Below are 18,813 nucleotides of genomic sequence, written 5' to 3'. Positions count from 1 at the left end.
CAGCACTCAAGTGCTGGGTAGCTCTTCTGAGCAGCCATAGTCTCAGCGCATGTTCATCACATGCGCCTATCTCAATCACTTAACTTTTTGCTCGCCCAGCCAGTTAATTCGATACAAGTCCCGCCTTCTATCCAGGTAGTTTCTGACGGAGCCCTCGTGACGCAGCTCGTGTAGCTTCTCCAGATCCAAATCGACTATCAAGGTCATCTCTGTGTTGGGAGTGGTTTCAGCCATAGTAGCATCGTGAGGAAACGCAAAATCTGAGGGCGAGAACACCGCAGACTGGGCATACTGAATATCTGCGCCATCGACCTTAGGTAAGTTGCCCACACTGCCAGCCGTCACTACATAGCATTCGTTTTCTATGGCACGGGCTTGAGCACAACAGCGTACCCGCAAATAAGCATTTTTAGTATCGGTCCAGAATGGGACAAACAAGATCTGCATGCCCTGCTCTGAGAGTAACCGTCCCAGTTCAGGGAATTCCACGTCATAACAGATGAGGATGCCTATTTTGCCAAAATCGGTGTCAAACACGTTCAGACTGTCGCCGCCTTGCATGATCCAGGCACTTTTTTCATAGGGGGTCGGGTGGATCTTGGTTTGCGATTCTATGGTGCCATCGCGACGGCAGAAGTAGGACACATTGTAGAGGGCTTTGTCTTCAATCACCGGGATGGAGCCAGCAATAATATTGATGTTATAACTCACCGCCAGATGCGAAATAGCCTCCACCACTTCAGTCGAGAATTCAGCCAGCGCTTTGATTGAATCCAATGAGTTTTCGTGCGCTTCAATGCCCATCAGAGGCGCATTAAACAGCTCAGGTAACAACGCCAGATCACATTGGTAATCAGCCAGAGCATCGATAAAAAACTCCACGTGCTGTGTCAGCTCTTCCACAGAATGCAGTGGCCGCATTTGCCATTGCACACAACCGACCCGGGCCGACTTTTTCACCGCACCAAACAGCGGCACTTCATTGCGTTCGTAGTAAAGATTAGTCCATTCCAGCAAAGTGGCGTAGCCTTTTGATTCTTTGTCTTCAGGCAGGTATTTGTTGAGCACCCGTTTGACCTCAAAATCATTAGACAGTTGGAAGCTCAAAATGGGGTCGTAAATTTCTTTCTTTTTGACCAGTTCAATATACTTCTGTGGCGACATCTCACTGGCATGGTGCTGATAGTTGGGAATACGCCCGCCCGCCACAATCGATTTAAGATTAAGACTCTGGCAGAGCTCTTTTCTGGCTTCATATAACCGCCGCCCGAGGCGCATGCCCTGGTAATCGGGGTGAACAAAGACTTCGGCACCGTACAACACGTCGCCGAGTGGGTCGTGGGTGGTCAGATAGGCATCACCAGTGATCTCGTCATAGGTGTGATGATCGCCAAACTTGTCGTAATCCACAATCAATGAGAATGCAGCAGCGACGACTTTACTATGGTCCTCAATACAGATCTGGCCTTCGGGAAAACTAGAGAGCTGAGCCTTAAATTGTTTTTCTGAAGGAGCCCCGCCTAAGTCTGGATAGACAATGGCCATGACCTCTTTAAGATCTCTGTAATCATCTGCCTCCAGGCTACGCAGATTGAGTTTATGTTCAAAGTTCTCCGTTAAATTACCGTCGCTCATTGTGGCTCCTGCTTTGCAATATTCACTGTTTACGGTGTTATACGACCACCTTAGTTAAAGATAGTCGCTGCAAAATAAGCGCACAAATTGGCGCAGCAAAGTTAAGCATGGGGGTGTTCTGGTTTACTCAGCACGAGCCAGCCAATGCATCACATTCAGTAAAAACCCCTCGTTGTGCTCGGCACCAGGAGAAGCCAGACCATATTTTTTGCCACTTTTGCTATCAACCTGAGAAGAGAACATCATGCCTTCTGCAAATACCGCAACGCGGCCTTTCCCAAACTCGAATACGGCGCCCTGGCTCCAGCCAGAGACATCCACACGAGGACTGTCGGCGGTGATCTGAAAGGGGACATCTGGTGTCACCGCTATCTTATCAGCGCCAAGCGTCAGTAATGAGACAGCATCTTGTGGTACTTTAAACGCCGATCCGCCAAAAGAACGCACCCGCTCTATTTGACCTGTCGATTGCTCTGCTGCGGCAGATGCTGCCCCACCAACCGCACTGGTTACGCCAAACCCGGTCATAGACATCCCACCGGGCAAGGTTCTCAGTGCGGGCACCACGGCCAGCGTAATCGCATGTTGTGCGAGGGTATTATCAGCGGTGCTAAACTGCGCTTCGCCCACATGGCCATGACTGAATTCAACACCCAGCGCAGTCGCCAGATTATCGATCACGCGGGGAAATGGCGTATGATCTGCCACTAAAAACAGCGATCCGCCCTGCTCTATCCAGCCGATAACCGCGCTCACCTCTTGCGCAGTAAACGCCATACCAAAAGGGGGACTCCAGTCTGTGCGGTGACGGTCCAGCGCATTGGCTATCACAAGGATATCGGCCTGGTTTAAGTGCGTTGTGCTAAAAGGCTGACTGCTGGCTTTCACGGTATAGCCATCACTTTTCAATACTTGGGTGAAAGCCTGATAGCGGCCATGCATAGTCAGAAAGTTATGGTGTGCCTCATCAAACAACACCAATGGGCTGTTATTTGCTGAGAAACGCCGTTCGGTGTTCTGGGGTGTGAAGTCCGGGTCGCCCTGCTGGGTACTGTCGGTACAGGCAATCAAGCCTGACCCTACGCCCACGGTGAGCAGGCCCGCAGTCAACGCTTTGGCTAGCCAATTCATTGTGTGCTGTCCTTACTTTTCCATCATGCTTTGGCAAGTATTAACAAAGATCCGGCGACTTACCAGAAAAGAACAGCCAGAGCTTCTGCTCGCTTAACACGTCAGGCGAGCAGATAAGTTAACTCAGTGACCGCAACGATTATCGAATCCCGATACTCTCACGGATTTTGGCCATTTGTTCCTGCAGGCTGTGCTGAATATCACGTACCTGCTGGTTAGAGCCATTCACCTGCTGCTTCATCGTGGCCATTGCGCTGCTGAAGTTATCAACCAGTGTACTTTGCTGCTGCGCCAGTTCCATGGCATGCTCAGCAACCTGACTGGCACTTTGCGCGCGCTCTGCGACGCCTTCAGAGTTCCCCTTTAACTCCTGAGCATGCTCGGTCTGCTGCTGCGCTTCATCGGCCAGCGCGCTGATCTGTGAAGACACTTTGCTTGAGTTATCGCTGAGAATATTCAGCTGTTCATTGATGTCAGAGAGTGAGTCCTGCGTTTGTTGCGCCAGCTTACGCACTTCATCGGCCACCACAGCAAACCCACGTCCATGCTCACCCGCACGCGCAGATTCAATGGCGGCGTTCAGAGCCAGCAAATTGGTTTGTTCTGCAATGGTGCGGATCATTTCGATCACTTTGCCCACATCAGCAACGCCATTGAGCAGCTCATTGAGGCTGGACAAGCCTTGCTCAACCCGTTGTTGTGTGCTGGAACTTGCGCTTAGCATCGACTCAGCGTAACCGACACTCTGTTTCATTGCAGAGAAGGTTTCACCCGCATTATCAGATACCTGTTGGTTGATTTCGCTGGCTTCCAGACCCAGCGCTTTAATCTCATCCAGCTGGTCCTGGTTTTGCTCTACCTGTGTTGAGGTAGTCTCAGCCAGTTCACTGATACTGGCCAGGTTGGTGTTCATATCCTGCATAAAGTCATTGATCACCGCCAGCATTTGTTCGCGCTCCTCGGCTTCACCACGCTGACGTTCAATCAGTTGGTTAAAGTAACTGGCGATTTCACCGATTTCGGTATTGGCATTCTGGCTGTCGATGTTTTTCAGCTCATTGCTCTCTATCAGGAACGCAAAGCCATTACGCAACTGACGCAGTGGCGTCAGCACCTGGCTAAACTGAACAATGTAAACGGCAATGGCCAATAGCACCAGCAAGCCAATCGCTACTCCAAAGATAGTAAAGACGTTTTTCTTCAGTGAATTTTGCTCGGCTTGTAGTGCCACTTCCGCACTCAGCACCAGTGCCGAAATGTCCTTAATATCGCCTCTTAATTGCGCCATGCCCTGCTGGCGCTGCTCGGCCTGGGCCAGGGTATTTTCCAGGTCGCGACTAAACCGTTTCGGCCAGCTGATCAGCTCAGCTTTAATCTCTAAAGCCAGATCTTCAGCTTCCGCGCCCAGAAACAGCTCATCTTCATCAATTTCACTCATCACCCCCAGATTGCCAAGGCGATCGATTTGTTGCGCCAGCTCCTGAAGACGACGCACACTGTTCATCAGATTCTGACGTGTTTGCTGTTCAAAATGGATCACGAGCTGGTAGGTGTAAATGCTCAGGTTAGTCACTTCACCATAATAGTCTGAAGCCAGAGCATAGTAACGTGGTGCTAGCGGATGCTCAGGGGCTTTGGCGGTGTAACTCATTAGTGATGACGCTGAGCCTGACATCTGCCTGATGGCATTGTCCAGTAATGCCATTTCGTTGCCCGACAGCTTGCCCAGCGCACGATATTTGCCATTGATGTCCGCATCGAGTGCATCAAGCTGGCTGGTCATATCGCTGGCAAGCGTTGAAGGCAACGCTGTCAATTGCTGCTGTTTAAGTTGCGCTATTTGTCCGCTGGCTTTGCTAAGCTCCTGGCTGTCGCCACTGCTCAGATAGTCTTCGATCGTACCGGCTAAATCGATCAGTATGGTGTTTTTCAGCGTAACATAAGCGTTGTTTTGTTTATCTAATTCACTAAAGACCTGACTGGCCCAAAACAGAGTGGCAGCCAGCACGATACTGGCAAGAGCCAGTAACACGGCAAGCAGCCGGGTAAAGGTAGAAACACGCATAGATACTACAGCCATATTGATTCAAATTCGGGCGTAGACTATTAATGTTTTATGACAATTTGATGTAGATTGATCAGAAAATAGACAGTCGGTTTTAAAAACATACTTTTGGCGTAGGAGAACTCTCTACCTTTTACAGGAACTTTACTTCATGCAGATGACAGCCTGCTCAGAATAGTCAATTTCAGACTCTGCCGATGCGATAAAACCCCTCTTAGCACAAAACAGAGTGGTGACTTGTTCTATTTTCAGCTTGTTTTTTAGCCAAAAATAAGCAAAAGGTTGTCCGGCTAACACCCAAGTGGCAGGGCTGATTGCAATCAATGAGCGAAATGCCGACTCCCACGTTGCCTTTTGGCGGGTCCCGCATCAAGTACAGAGTAACTGCACTTAATGCAATGAATGAATAAAGAGCAGGCTTGCCGATTGACCGTTAAGCAGTACCCGTATCCAATGTCGGATGAGTGACAGACACAAAAGTTAAGCAAACATAGCGCTATTTCATCGCAGCTTTAACATAAACATCAAAACGATTCTTTTTGGTTTCTATCTGCATACTGGGTTTTTGCTCGTTCAGGAAAGGCGCATAATCCGGGCGTTTAACCACGACCCGCTTGGTGGCCAGTGCATAAGCGAATGGCAATAAGGCATCGGCGTCGGCATCTCCCCCTACCAGAGACTGGAACACCCGCATTTCTTTTTTCACCTGGGCTGATTTCTCACGATGCGGAAACATAGGGTCCAGATAAACAACGTCCGGATTTAACGCACTCTGCGCTAACAAGTCATGACTGGAACCAAAGATCATTCGCATATTTTGCTGCATCCAGCTGCCGATTTCACTATCCTGATAGGCGCGCTCCAGACCATCAAACAGCAAGGCAGCCACCACTGGGTGGCGTTCGTGTAATATCACTTCGCAACCCAACGCAGCCAGCACAAAGGCATCGCGTCCCAGACCTGCGGTTGCATCGAGTACCACAGGGGTCGCCCCTTTATTGAGCCCCACCGCCTTGGCAATAGCCTGCCCTTTACCACCGCCAAACTTACGACGGTGCGCACTGGCACCCGTGACAAAGTCTACCCGTATGCCACCGAGCTTTGGCTCATCCAGTTTTAGCAACTGCAAACCCGCTTCATCATAAGTCAGACGAAAATTAGGATTGGCCTGCTGCCAGTCATGCAGCGCAAACTGCTGCTCTATACGCGCAAGATAAGGTCGGTTTTCGGCAAAAGGGGTGTGGATGATCAACAGCAGGCTCCGCAAATAGTAACGCAGAGATTATATCTGGATCATCCAGGTTATGAAATCTTTGTGTCTGTGCCTGAAAAAGTTATACCAGTTTGCTTAATTAAGTGGTCTATTTTGAGGCGAGAAAATAGAGTCGATAACAAGGCAAAAATTTTGCTATTTAGTTGCTCTAAATGAGAAATTTTTAACGCTGTTAGCGTCCTATTTGCTCCTTCAAATAGACCAGGTATTAAGTGAAATTGGTATTAGAACAATTCAATGTCGGTCTGGGCGGGCACATCTTCCTCGCTCCAGGGTTTGGCCATCTGGTTAAGGCTCTGGATCAGTTCATGGCGCACTTCTGTGATCTCCCCCAGCTTGTAACGGATAATCGAAAAGTCGTCATTGATCAGTGAAAAGTGCTCATACAACTGCTTAACTTCAGCCTGCTTGCCATTGGTCTGCCCGTCACTCACATAATCAGAAAACTGGCTCAGTTTATCATTAAATCCATTAGCCACCTCGCCCAGCTGGTCGCTCAGCTCTTCAAATGCCAGACCAATTTGCTCCACTTTATTGAGGGCGACTTCGCTGACCTCCATATCTTTGATTTTAGCATTGGTGGCTTCTAGTATATGCGGCAGCAGATCTTTGTAACGCCCGTACAAGCCCACATCATCGGTTGGCATGTTTTTGATCAGCAGTGAGACTTTGGGATAGTTAATAATGGTGCGACGGCCAAAGTCGACAAACCGGTCGCCATCACGGTGTTTTTCGAGCAGCTCCTGCTCCAAAGGCTGAATAGCACCTTCCTGAGAATAAAACACTTCACTGTCGTGATACCAAAATGCGACGGCAACCTGCAGCTGCAAAGGCACAAAAAACTCAAAGAAATACTCCGACAGCGTATTCAGGTCATGGGCATGATAAGACTGGCCCACATACCGCATAATGCGGCCCATATCACCCGAATCCGACATGGCAATTTCGGCCGTGATTTGCGCTTTCTGCACATCCTGCTTCAGCTTAAGTGACTGACGGCGATACTCATCGAGTACTTTAATACGGGCCAGCATTTCATCGCTGTCAAAGGGTTTGACAATGTAGTCGGCGCCACCAGCGTTGTAGCCGCGCATGCGCTCAGAGGTGGCACTTTTGGAAGATAAGAACATCACCGGAATATCACACAACTGAGGGTTGGCTTTGAGTCGCTCACACACCTCAAACCCGGAGGGGCCAGGCATTTCAATATCGAGTAAAATAATATCCGGGTGCTGCTGTGCTGCCATTTCCAGCCCTTCTTCGCCACTGTAGGCATGGATGACTTTGCAGCTGTGCAGTAAAGATTGTTCAACAATGTGATGTACCAGTTTATCGTCGTCAATGGCCAGTACTAGATTGCTCATGCAGCATTCCCTACAAGGTTTGTTCTTTAGAACAGCATAGCGTGAACTGTCTAATTTGCGAATGGAAAACACCACACAACGTACTTATGTGGTGTTTTTGAGTCGGTGCTGGTGACACGCGGGGAACAGATGTTCAAAACGCCACCAGCATAGGGGCGATTATGCCGCTTTTTCGATACCACTGTGACGCAGCAGTGCGTCTACACTGGGCTCACGACCACGGAAACGGGTAAACAAAGCCATTGGCTCTTCTGAGCCACCCTTCTCCAGAATATGCTGCATAAAGTCCGCACCAGTCTGGCGATTGAAAATCCCTTCTTCTTCAAACCGGGAAAACGCATCCGCAGACAGGACTTCAGCCCACTTATAAGAGTAATAACCTGCGCTATAACCACCAGCAAAAATATGGCTAAAGCTGTGCTGGAAACGATTAAATTCAGGCGCTTTTACAACCGCGGTTTTTTCCCGAACGGCATTCAGTGTTTGCTGGATCTGACACGGTTTATCTGCATCAAAATCGCTGTGAATATGGAAATCAAACAAAGAGAACTCAAGCTGACGCAGCATCTGCATCGCGGACTGGAAGTTTTTCGCTGCCAGCAGTTTGTCGAGCAGTGCTTTTGGCAACGGCTCGCCAGTCTCGTGGTGACCAGAAATAAAGGCCAGCGCCTCTTCCTCGTAGCACCAGTTTTCCAGGAACTGGCTTGGCAACTCTACCGCATCCCAGGCAACCCCGTTGATGCCCGCAACCGGTGCCGCATCGACCTGAGTCAGCATATGATGAATACCATGACCAAACTCATGGAATAACGTCGTGACTTCATAGTGCGTAAACAACGCCGGTTTATCACCGACCGCTTTGTTGAAGTTACACACCAGATAGGCAACGGGAGTTTGCAACTCACCGCTGGCGCGTACCTTACGGCCCATGCAGTCGTCCATCCAGGCACCGCCGCGCTTATGTTCGCGAGCGTACAGGTCCAGATAGAAATGGCCACGCAAGGTATCTTGTGCATCATGGATAGCGAAAAAACGCACATCAGGATGATAAGTATCGAAATCCTGAACCTCTGTGACCTTAATACCAAACAGACGGTTAACGGTTTCGAACAAGCCTTTTAATACGGTATCTGCCGGGAAGTAAGGACGTAATAGCTCATCAGAAATGGCATATTTAGCCTGTTTTAGCTTTTCGCCATAGTAACCGTAGTCCCAGGCCGCCAGCTCAGTGGCCCCATGCTCTTTTTCTGCAAATGCTTTCAGTTCGGCCAGCTCTTTCTCTGCCTGTGGCTTGGCATGCAACGCCAGGTCATTTAAAAAGGCAAAGACTTGCTCTGGTGACTGCGCCATTTTAGTGGCCAGTGATTTATCTGCATAACTGTCAAAGCCCAGCAACTGTGCCAGCTCATAACGCAGAGCCAGCTCCTCACGCATGATCTCTGAGTTATCAAATTCTTTGGCATTTGGACCCTGATCTGACGCACGTGTCACAAAAGCACGGTACATGTCTTCACGCAGCGAGCGGTTATCTGCATAAGTCATCACAGGCAGATACGATGGAATATCTAAGGTAAATAGCCAGCCTTCCAGTTCTTTACTCTGCGCCGTGTGTGCTGCCAATGCCAATGCGGATTCAGGTAAACCAGACAATTCGGCTTCATCAGTCACATGCTTAGTCCAGGCTTGAGTTGCATCCATCACATTGTTACCAAACTTCGCTGCCAGCTCAGATAAACGCGCGCTGATCTCGCCGTAACGCTGTTGCTGCTCAGGGGCCAGTGCAATGCCCGACAACTGGAAGTCACGCAGTGCATTATTGATGGTTTTTTGCTGTGCCGTGCTCAGCGCTGCAAAGGTGTCAGAGTCTTTTAGCGATTTATAGGCTGCGTAGAGCCCCTGATGCTGACCAACATAGGTGCTGTATTCTGAGATCAGCGGCAAGCAGGCATCATAGGCCTGACGCAAGGCGTCGTTGTTGACAACCGAGTGCATGTGCGACACCGGCGACCACATACGAGATAGTTTGTCATCGGCTTCTTCGAGTGGCAAAACCAGGTTTTCCCAGCTATATGCATCGTTTTTGAGCACCGTGTCTATGGTATCACGGCAGTGCGTAATCGCCTGTTTAAGTGCCTCTACAACATGTTCTGGTTTGATTTGTGAAAACGGTGGCAAGCCTTCCATGCCAATTAACGGGTTAGTCATAACGCCTCTCTGTTGATCTTTGCTTATCTCATGTATTTGGGGTGTTTCCTGACAAAAAACAAGGCTCCCCGGTCAATCCTGACAAATTAAACAGGACCGCCTCAGGACATCGCCCTCTCTGGTCACGTGCGGCATCACGTTGCCATCGGAAAAAGCGATGGCTATCATCGGAAAAATTCATCCCACCAGACTTTGCCCCGGCAGATATAGTGTTAAGCTAGGGCCATTTATCAGCATTTATAGAGATTAAAGCATGGCACAACATTTTGATTATATCGCCATCGGTGGCGGAAGCGGTGGTATTGCCTCGGCCAACCGGGCAGCAATGCGTGGCGCAAAAGTCGCCCTTATCGAAGCCAAACATATGGGTGGCACCTGTGTAAACGTGGGCTGCGTGCCCAAAAAAGTCATGTGGCATGGCGCACAAGTAGCCGAAGCCATTAAACTGTATGCACCGGATTATGGCTTTGATGTAGAAGTTAAAGACTTCGACTGGGGCAAACTGGTTGAAAGCCGCGAAGCCTACATTGGCCGCATCCACCAGGGTTATAACAAATATCTGGCCAGCAATGGCGTCACTGTGATCAATGGCTTTGCCAAATTCATTGATAACAACACGGTTGAAGTCAACGGTGAGCACTATACCGCCGACCACATCTGTATCGCCGTAGGCGGTCGCCCGTCGATTCCGAATATTCCGGGCGCTGAGCTGGGCATTGATTCTAATGACTTCTTTGAGCTTAAGGCACAGCCTAAGAGCGTGGCCGTGATTGGTGCAGGCTATATTGCCGTTGAATTGGCGGGCGTATTACACAGCCTGGGCACAGATACACACCTGTTCGTGCGTAAGCATGCTCCGCTGCGCAACTTTGATCCTATCCTGATTGACACCCTCACCGAGGTAATGGACAAAGAAGGGCCAACCCTGCACACCCACAGCACGCCTGAGTCGCTGAGCAAGAACGACGACGGCAGCGTCACTTTACACCTGGAAAACGGCGAGTCACACACCGTTGAGCAAGTGATTTGGGCCATTGGTCGTGAGCCAGTGACTGATAAAATCAATCTGGCTGCCACCGATGTGGCCATCACAGACGGCGGCTACGTAAAAGTAGACGAATACCAGAACACCTCAGTGTCTGGCATTTATGCGCTGGGTGACATCATGGAAGGCGGCATTGAGCTGACGCCAGTGGCAGTAAAAGCTGGTCGTATGCTGGCCGAACGCCTGTTTAACCCGGAAATGCCTGACGCTAAAATGGACTACAACCTGGTCCCGACTGTGGTCTTCAGTCACCCGCCAATAGGCACCATCGGCCTGACCGAACCAGAAGCTGTTGCACAATACGGTGAAGACAACATCAAGGTCTACACCTCAACCTTTGCAGCCATGTACACAGCTGTGACCCAGCACCGTCAGCCTTGTAAAATGAAACTGGTGTGTGCCGGTGAGGACGAAAAAATCGTTGGCCTACACGGCATCGGCTTTGCGGTTGATGAAATGATCCAGGGCTTTGGCGTTGCCATGAAGATGGGCGCAACCAAAGCCGACTTTGATTCGGTTGTGGCTATTCACCCGACGGGATCTGAAGAGTTTGTGACGATGAGATAAGTCTCTTTGTGAGCAATAACATCAAAGCGCGAGCCTGCTACAGCAGCTCGCGTTTTTTTATACTGCAACATCGGCAATGATTAACCGGGTAAACTGCAAATGCTGTCGTGACTGATCAACAGCCTGACTTAAGGGCCAAGTCACTAAGAGTGAGTACCCTAAAAATAATCTGTTTTCTTAGAACGTAAAGCGAACCGTCACCGAGTGATGGCCACTTTCCTTCACTTTAACCAGTACTTTGGCGCCATCAGGTATGGCAACGTCAGCGGTCATTTTGTTATCACCCGCAGCAGTAAACGTCGCCCCAGCCTTTTTACCATTGGCAAGTATAGTGATGTCACCTGTTACTTTGGCCGTTGGATAAGGTTTACCATGGTCACGAAGATACAGGCTTGCACCGGTTTCTCCGCGTACCAGCTCAAATACCATTTCATGCTCAACCTTTACGACACCACCGTGAACCGGTTTGGTGTCACCGTGCGCCTGTGAAAACGGTGCAAAAAACAGTGTGCTCAATGCAATGAAAGCAAGTGTTATCAATGTGTTTTTCATATTTTATTTCTCTCTTTGTATTGTTAGTAAAAATGTGCCCCGATGCTCCTTCACAAAGGGGCATTGGTTTATTAAATTAGTTCTTTTGAATTACTGTTAAGCCATTGCTCCGTTGGTCTTTTACCAAATTTCCAGTAAAGCAAGGGGGTCAATAAGGTATCCAGCAGAGTCGAGCTCATCAGGCCGGAAAAAATAACAATGGCCACCGGATGCAGTATTTCCTTACCTGGCTGATCTGCTGCCCACAGTAGCGGAATGAGTGCAAACGCCGTTACCATTGACGTCATCAGCACCGGAGACAATCGTTCTTTTGCGCCGCGTATTATCAAGGCTTTATCAAATGACTCACCCTCAAAGCGGATTAGATTTAAGTAATGGCTTATTTTTAAAATGCCATTGCGTGCTGCGATCCCTGTAAGCGTAATAAAACCAACAACAGAGGCCACCGATAGTGAGGTTTTGGTCAACCACATGGCGAACACCGCACCAATCAAAGCCATCGGCAAACTACACATGATGATGACTGCAAATACCATTGACTGATAACGTAAGTAGAGCACCAGAAAGATTAATGCGAATGACAAAACGCTAAGCACGATCAGTAAACGCATGGCTTGTTCCTGTGCTAAGAATTGCCCCTCCAGGCTGATAAAACTATCATCGGGTAATTGATGTTCCGCCACTATCTCTCGAACAGAACTTAGCAACTGCTTTACATCAACATTTTCACTATTGGCGTAAAGCACTAAGCGACGGCGACCATTTTCCCTGAGCACCTGATTAGGCCCGTCCTGTAATTGAATATCCGCAATATACGAGACTGGAATGGCCCCAGCCGGTGAATCAATCAAGGTATTGGCGATGGCACTGGGTGTGCGACCCGCATCCTCCAGCCTAAGTACCAGTTCGAAGCGCTTCACCCCATCAATGACATCCGTAACACTGCTTCCTTCGGTGAGCATGTTTAGCTGACGCAATGCAGAGCCCGGTGTGAGGCCATATTTGGCCAGTTCGTTATATTTTAAACGTACACTCAACTGCGGAATAAGTACTTGTTTTTCAATATTGACATCAACCAGGCCTGGTACACTTTCGAGCTTTTTACGCAGCCGCTCAGCACTGATCCGCAAACCTTCTAAATCATCACCAAAGAGTTTTATGGCAAGTTGGGCCCGGACACCTGACAACAGGTGATCAAGTCGATGCGAAATTGGCTGGCCAATGGCAACTTGTCCTGGCAATACAGAAAGCTTGTCACGAATTTCAGCGAGGACTTCTTCGCGGCTGCGCGCTGATGGTATTAAATCAACATCCACTTCAGACGAGTGAACCCCTTCAGCATGTTCATCTAACTCAGCGCGACCTGTTCGCCTGCCAACCTGTGTGACTTCCGGCACAGACAACAGCAGAGACTCGGCTAAATGGCCCATTTTGTTTGACTCGCTCAGCGAGGTACCCGGCTCAAAAATAATGCCGAGCACCAGAGAGCCTTCGTTAAAGGCGGGTAAAAACGCGCGGGGAAATTGCGTAATGCTGGCCGCTGAAATCACCGCGACAAGGCCCGTTACGGCTATCAATTGCTTTGACTTAGGTAACGCCCAGTCAATCCAAAGGCTTTGTAAGTGCTTGAGTTTAATAACCAGCCAGCTATCACCCTGATGGATCACTTTGGCATTAGGCAGCAAGTAATAACATAGCACTGGTGTGACGGTCATCGACACTAATAACGAGCCGAGGATCGCCACGATATAAGCAAGGCCAAGCGGTGAAAACAGCCGCCCCTCAATACCTGGTAACGCAAACAAAGGTAAAAACACCAGAATAACAATGGCGGTTGCGTAGACAATACCCGAACGCACCTCAACACTGGCTTGCCAGACCACCTCAAACACTGACTTTGGCGAGCGCAGTTGTGCATTTTGTTTTAAACGGCGCAGAATGTTCTCTACATCCACCACTGAGTCATCCACGAGTTCACCAATCGCAATAGCAAGCCCCCCCAACGTCATCACGTTAATACTCTGACCGAGCCACTGGAAAATCAACACAGTGACAGCTAAGGAAAGCGGAATGGCAAACAGTGAAATAATGGTTGTTTTAACTGATAGCAGGAACAAAAACAGCACAATTGTAACCATGATTGCGCCATCTCGCAGGGCTTCAGTGACATTATCAATTGACGATTTGATAAAGTCGGCCTGACGGAACAGGACCTGCGGCTGCGCAATACCTCTTGGTAACCCTGTATTTAACTCAGTCAGCGCCGCTTCAATTTGCGTTGTTAACTGAACCGTATCGGCATTAGGTTGTTTTTGCACATTGATCACCACCGCGGGCTTGCCATTAAAGCCACCATCACCGCGCTTTTCAGCAGCCGCATAACTCACCGATGCAACTTCGGATAGCAACACCGGACGACCCTCGTGCCAGCCTACCGCCAGGTTTTTAAGATGGTTAACGTCTAAGGTACGCCCCTGATGGCGGATCAGGTACTCTTGATTGTTCAAATCAACAAAGCCACCACCAAAGTTAGCGGCAAAATCACTGACAGAGGCCTGAAGCGATTCCAAATTCACTTTATGTTGACGCATACGCACCGTGTCGGGCGAAACGCGCAGCTGGCGTACTTCGCCGCCAATCGGGATCACCTGCGAAACACCGGGAATGGCCAGTAAACGTGGTCGTAAAACAAAATCGGCATATTCTCTGGCAGCCATTGCATCGGTGTCGCCCTGCTCATCAACGGGTAAGGCAATTAACATGACTTCACCCATAATGGACGATACCGGCCCCATCACCGAAGTAATGCCCGCAGGCAATTGCTCTGAGGCTAAATCCAGCCGCTCTGAGACCAGCTGGCGATTGCGGTAAATATCCGTATCCCACTCAAATTCAATGTAAACAATGGATAAACCAATGCCTGATGTTGAGCGGATCCGCGTGACACCGGTCACACCATTGAGCAAATTCTCAAGTGGAAACGTCACCAGTTGTTCGACTTCTTCAGGGGCCATGCCCCCAGCTTCAGTCAGTACGGTGACCACTGGCTTATTCAGGTTTGGAAACACATCAACCGGCAGTTTTTGCCCTTGCAAAACACCGTAAGCCATCATGACAAAGGCCAGCAAGAGCACAACCAAACGGTTTTTAAGGCTGCTTTTAACTAATAAATTAAACATCTTACTGCCTATCTCACCTGGTTGAGGAGTGATGCACCATCAACCACAACGCGGTTATCTGCGCCCAGCCCCTGGGTCACCAACACCAACCCGGGCTCAAGGTTCTGATAACGAATAAGCTGTGGCAAAAAGCGCTCAGCCGAGAGCTTAATCCAGACTTGTGGCAAATTATTTGGACTGAGAACAACTGCGCTGGCCGGGATGACAATGCCTTTGAGCTTTTCATCAATCGGCGAATGTATGCTAATACTCTGATTAATAAACAAGTTAGTATTATCCTGGCCCTGTGATAGCTCAAAGTTGAGGTGCACTAAGCCGTTGACAAGCTCCGGTGAAAAACCAAGGTAATTGAGAGAGATGCCCGGCTGCTCGACAACTTTCGCGGATGTTAGCTGCTGAGTTAGCGCAAAATCACGGGTACTGGCTTCAATTAAAAACTGCTCAGGTGCAATGATCTCAAATAATGCTTCGCCTGCTTCAACCCACTGCCCTCTGGATACCGTGTGATTAATGAGCACACCAGAGATAGGTGCAATCAGTACCTCCGGTTTTTCTAGGCCTTTTTGCAGTGCTTGCGCTTGCTGTTGCAAGCTTAACAGCTCCGTTTCCAGCTGCTCTAACGCTTGTTTCGAGGCTAAATCTCCCAGCTTTTTTAAGCGCTCCACATCGCGATTGGTTTGATCAATGCGATTGCGAATGGCGATTAATTCGCTGGTCTGGCTTGCCAATTCGTATGCCGTGTCCTGGTAACGGATAAGCCCCAGCACATCCCCGGCTTGCACCTTTACACCGGTTGGGTGGATACCCGTTTCAGGCGCATCTAACCGACCGTCACTGCTGGATTGGATCTTGGCATACCCGTCAGGGTGAGGTTTAACAATGGCATCCAAACGAACATGCTGTTTCACTTCAGACTCACGCACAAACTGAGTGCGTACATTGAGTAATGCCTGGTGCTTCATCGGCATAATGACGGAGCCGTCAGCTTGTTTGCCTAATGCGCCTTCCACCCTAGTTGGTTTTTGATCAAGATGCTCGCCATTGGGTCCATGGGCCCCTGGAGAGGCCAACAAACTGAACGAATATAAGCTTAATGAAAACAATACTGCATTCTTAAACGTCATTATTTACGCTCCTTTGAGATACGACCCAAAAACAATCCGGCAATGAACACACCAATACACAATCCAATCATCAGCCACGGAAAATCATGATGATGCTCATCGTGCTCAGAATTTGCGTGAGCGCCGGCATCTTCAGCTACCTGATGGTTTTCTAAATTCGCCACCAGCAAATCACCACTGTGTTCTGTCAAAATGGTCAAAACAATTTCATGTAACCCAGGTTGTTTTAACTGAAAAAGCATCGCAGGCTGTGTAAGTACATAAGCTTGTAATTGCTCAGAAAATTCGGCACTTGCACTTAAGTTGCCAAGCTCCAGGTCCAATGATGCATGCGCAACAGGGGTATTGGTTTTAAAGTCATGGAGGTAAATAACGAGTTCATTTTCAAGCAGCTCACCAGCTAACTCAAACGTTTCGGTAAAACTCTCAAATTTAGGGTTTGTGGAGCTCGCAACTTTCGCTCGCGTATCCAGGTGTTCACCATTCGGGCCGTGCGCCCCGGGTGATGCCATCGCATTGGAAAGGACAAATAACGATGCGATCAGCGCAACGCAAATAACGCTCGCATTCAGCTGCACTGTACGCAGCATATTCAATGTAAAAGACATAGTTAATCCAAAAAAAACAAAACACTTGCCAGCTAAAGCAAGTCGCTGACAACGAAAAGTTAAGTTGGATTAAGCTCTGGGGGGAGGTGTGGTATGTTTTATAAAAGGCGGCGACCAATCAGCACTAATTGATGCAATCGGGCCTGTTGGTTTTACTTCAGATTTTGAGTAGGGAGACACCTCAACGATACCTGTGGTACAACAATCAAGGTCTTGATTGATGTGCTTCACGGCTTCTTTTGAAAACGAGAGGTTGAACTCACCCTCATCATCATGATCGTGGCTGTGTGGCTGACCAATTTCGTGCAGTAAAGCATGCACATCGCCCTGAGACTTATGCTCTCCTTCATACGCTACGCTTCCGAATACCTGGGTACTCAGAATGCAAAGCATGATCAGAATAAGCGTCAATTTATGCATCAGGCGACTAAAGATTAACAGTTTGACGAAATCCTACCACCGAAATAAATCGAGCTCAATTTTTAATTTTTTAAAAAATGCAAGCGCCTACTATTCAAAACTTTCTTTTACATTGCAGTTAGCGCAGCTATTTTTTGAGTGAACTAACCTTTTTGACAATTTTCACTTTTGAGCAGCTAGTAGCAGGACCGTACAGTTCTGGAAAACCATTTTCCAGACTAGATGGCGTATAGGATTCCAGATTTGGATGTACAGAGTAGATTATTACTGGGGCTAATACTCATCGTTATCAGTAAAGTAAAAGCGCTTTGAAACGATGGGAAAGAATTAGCCCCACACGACAACCATGTCTGAATAGCGCGCAATGGTGCTTTATGCACATTTTCCTCTTAGCGAGATTCAGCCTTACTTGTTTTAACCATATCACGGTACTGACTCGGCGTTTTTCCGGTATACTTTTTAAACACCTGATTAAAGCTAGATTTTGAATTAAATCCGCAATCGTAGGCAATATTAATTAACCTGTCACTTTTAGGTCTTTTTCCCAGTTCCTCAATAACCGCATCCACCCTTAATTGGTTTACCAGCTCATAGAACCCACCTGAAGAATGTAGAGCCAACACATCAGAAAGCTGATGCCTGCTTATATTCAGTTTTTCTGCCAGTTGAATTTGGCTGAAATCAGGTTGTAAATGAAGTTTGCTCGTTCGGAGCTCTTGCTCGACCAACACCAAGAGTCCTTTTTGTTGCGTTGTTACTTCAGGTTTAATTTGCTCTGCAAAGTCTTTATCAGTATTGCCCCCCTTTACGAGAACACGAGTAAAGCCAGCAGGCCTCCCATAGCAAATCAACAAATAACTGATAGAAAATATGCCCACCACAGTAGACAGATAACTCAACGCAATCAGCTTATCTGATTTATCAAGTTCCATAATGACTGCTGTCACTGAGACAATAAAAACACTCGCCATCATCAGGTAGCAAATCACAGTGACGGTAAGCAACCAACATAGCTGGCGAAAAATACTGCTACCGCGTTGTTGCCACCAAAACATAAAAATTTGCCAGCTACCGTAGGCCAGATAAAGACAAAAATGCCCTGCGGTTAACATAGATATCATGGAAAACCGCTCAGAAAAGGGTCTGGTTGATACCGTTTGTAAGTTGACAGCTTGCTCAGCCAGAAAATCACTTTGCTCATACAATGAGATTAAACTGAAATACCCGACCCACATAAGAAAGGGTAACAGGTGAATCACATCTTTTTTATCAAACTGATGCGCTGAATTTGTCATTGTCATAACAAACGCCATAAAAATGGGGCCCAACAACAAATAACTGTTTAAGCGCTCCCACATCGTTATGAGCAGCATATCAGGTTCAAAAAGACCACTGTCTACATAGAAGCCAACACACATGTTGGTTGAAATTAGCAGTATAAAAGCAGCAAGCAATCTGCCCGGGCCAGAAAACCTCAAGAGATACAAGGATTGAATACAGGCTTGAATACAGCCCAAGGCAACGATATTACTAAAACTGAACATCAAGACTCCCTTGTATTCAACAACACGTCCAATCTGGCCTCTTTGCACCTTGCAAAGAAAAATAAAAAACAGATAAATCAAAAAGATAAAAATAAACGGTC

Annotated in this window: 13 protein-coding genes; 1 reads left to right on the top strand and 12 read right to left on the bottom strand. The window is 48.2% G+C overall.

Annotated elements, in window-relative coordinates; genetic code table 11:
• Positions 1-75 precede the first annotated feature (75 nt).
• From QNM19_RS12220 to prlC, 6 genes are all read right to left on the bottom strand, one after another.
• Complete coding sequence (locus QNM19_RS12220) at positions 76-1,635, bottom strand: bifunctional GNAT family N-acetyltransferase/carbon-nitrogen hydrolase family protein (RefSeq protein ID WP_049863607.1); 1,560 nt, start codon at positions 1,633-1,635, stop codon at positions 76-78.
• A gap of 123 nt (positions 1,636-1,758) precedes the next feature.
• On the bottom strand, positions 1,759-2,766 hold the full coding sequence (locus QNM19_RS12215) for a DUF4350 domain-containing protein (protein WP_049863608.1): 1,008 nt from the start codon (positions 2,764-2,766) through the stop codon (positions 1,759-1,761).
• A gap of 139 nt (positions 2,767-2,905) precedes the next feature.
• A complete protein-coding gene (locus QNM19_RS12210) occupies positions 2,906-4,831 on the bottom strand; it encodes a methyl-accepting chemotaxis protein (protein WP_049863609.1) in 1,926 nt (641 codons plus the stop codon).
• Positions 4,832-5,327: 496 nt separating this feature from the next.
• Complete coding sequence (locus tag QNM19_RS12205) at positions 5,328-6,083, bottom strand: class I SAM-dependent methyltransferase (RefSeq protein ID WP_049863611.1); 756 nt, start codon at positions 6,081-6,083, stop codon at positions 5,328-5,330.
• A gap of 245 nt (positions 6,084-6,328) precedes the next feature.
• The gene (locus tag QNM19_RS12200; protein WP_049863612.1) at positions 6,329-7,468 is read right to left on the bottom strand and encodes a response regulator; all 1,140 of its coding nucleotides are present in this window, start codon (positions 7,466-7,468) and stop codon (positions 6,329-6,331) included.
• A 159-nt stretch (positions 7,469-7,627) separates the two neighbouring features.
• Complete coding sequence (gene prlC / locus QNM19_RS12195; RefSeq protein ID WP_049863613.1) at positions 7,628-9,673, bottom strand: oligopeptidase A; 2,046 nt, start codon at positions 9,671-9,673, stop codon at positions 7,628-7,630.
• Positions 9,674-9,926: 253 nt separating this feature from the next.
• Between prlC and gorA the strand changes: the two genes are divergently transcribed.
• A complete protein-coding gene (gorA, locus tag QNM19_RS12190; protein ID WP_049863614.1) occupies positions 9,927-11,285 on the top strand; it encodes a glutathione-disulfide reductase in 1,359 nt (452 codons plus the stop codon).
• Between the two features lie 177 nt (positions 11,286-11,462).
• On the opposite strand, the gene QNM19_RS12185 is transcribed toward gorA, so the two are convergent.
• From QNM19_RS12185 to QNM19_RS12160, 6 genes are all read right to left on the bottom strand, one after another.
• Positions 11,463-11,837, bottom strand: coding sequence for a hypothetical protein (locus QNM19_RS12185; protein ID WP_049863615.1), 375 nt, complete (start codon positions 11,835-11,837; stop codon positions 11,463-11,465).
• A gap of 71 nt (positions 11,838-11,908) precedes the next feature.
• On the bottom strand, positions 11,909-15,016 hold the full coding sequence (locus QNM19_RS12180; RefSeq protein ID WP_284026747.1) for an efflux RND transporter permease subunit: 3,108 nt from the start codon (positions 15,014-15,016) through the stop codon (positions 11,909-11,911).
• A gap of 8 nt (positions 15,017-15,024) precedes the next feature.
• Positions 15,025-16,140 carry an efflux RND transporter periplasmic adaptor subunit gene (locus tag QNM19_RS12175; RefSeq protein ID WP_284026746.1) on the bottom strand — a complete coding sequence of 372 codons (1,116 nt, stop codon included), beginning with the start codon at positions 16,138-16,140 and terminating at the stop codon, positions 15,025-15,027.
• Positions 16,140-16,748 (bottom strand): hypothetical protein, encoded by a 609-nt coding sequence (locus QNM19_RS12170; RefSeq protein ID WP_049865371.1) that lies wholly within the window; start codon positions 16,746-16,748, stop codon positions 16,140-16,142. The genes QNM19_RS12175 and QNM19_RS12170 overlap by 1 nt, the downstream gene beginning before the upstream one ends.
• A 69-nt stretch (positions 16,749-16,817) precedes the next feature.
• Positions 16,818-17,168, bottom strand: a complete 351-nt coding sequence (locus QNM19_RS12165; RefSeq protein WP_049865370.1) for a hypothetical protein — start codon at positions 17,166-17,168, stop codon at positions 16,818-16,820.
• 389 nt (positions 17,169-17,557) lie between these two features.
• Complete coding sequence (locus QNM19_RS12160) at positions 17,558-18,793, bottom strand: helix-turn-helix domain-containing protein (RefSeq protein ID WP_197094341.1); 1,236 nt, start codon at positions 18,791-18,793, stop codon at positions 17,558-17,560.
• Positions 18,794-18,813: the final 20 nt, after the last annotated feature.

It is taken from the genome of Pseudoalteromonas ardens, assembly GCF_030125445.1.
Lineage (GTDB): Bacteria > Pseudomonadota > Gammaproteobacteria > Enterobacterales > Alteromonadaceae > Pseudoalteromonas > Pseudoalteromonas ardens.
This window is presented reverse-complemented; position numbering and strand designations above follow the sequence as displayed.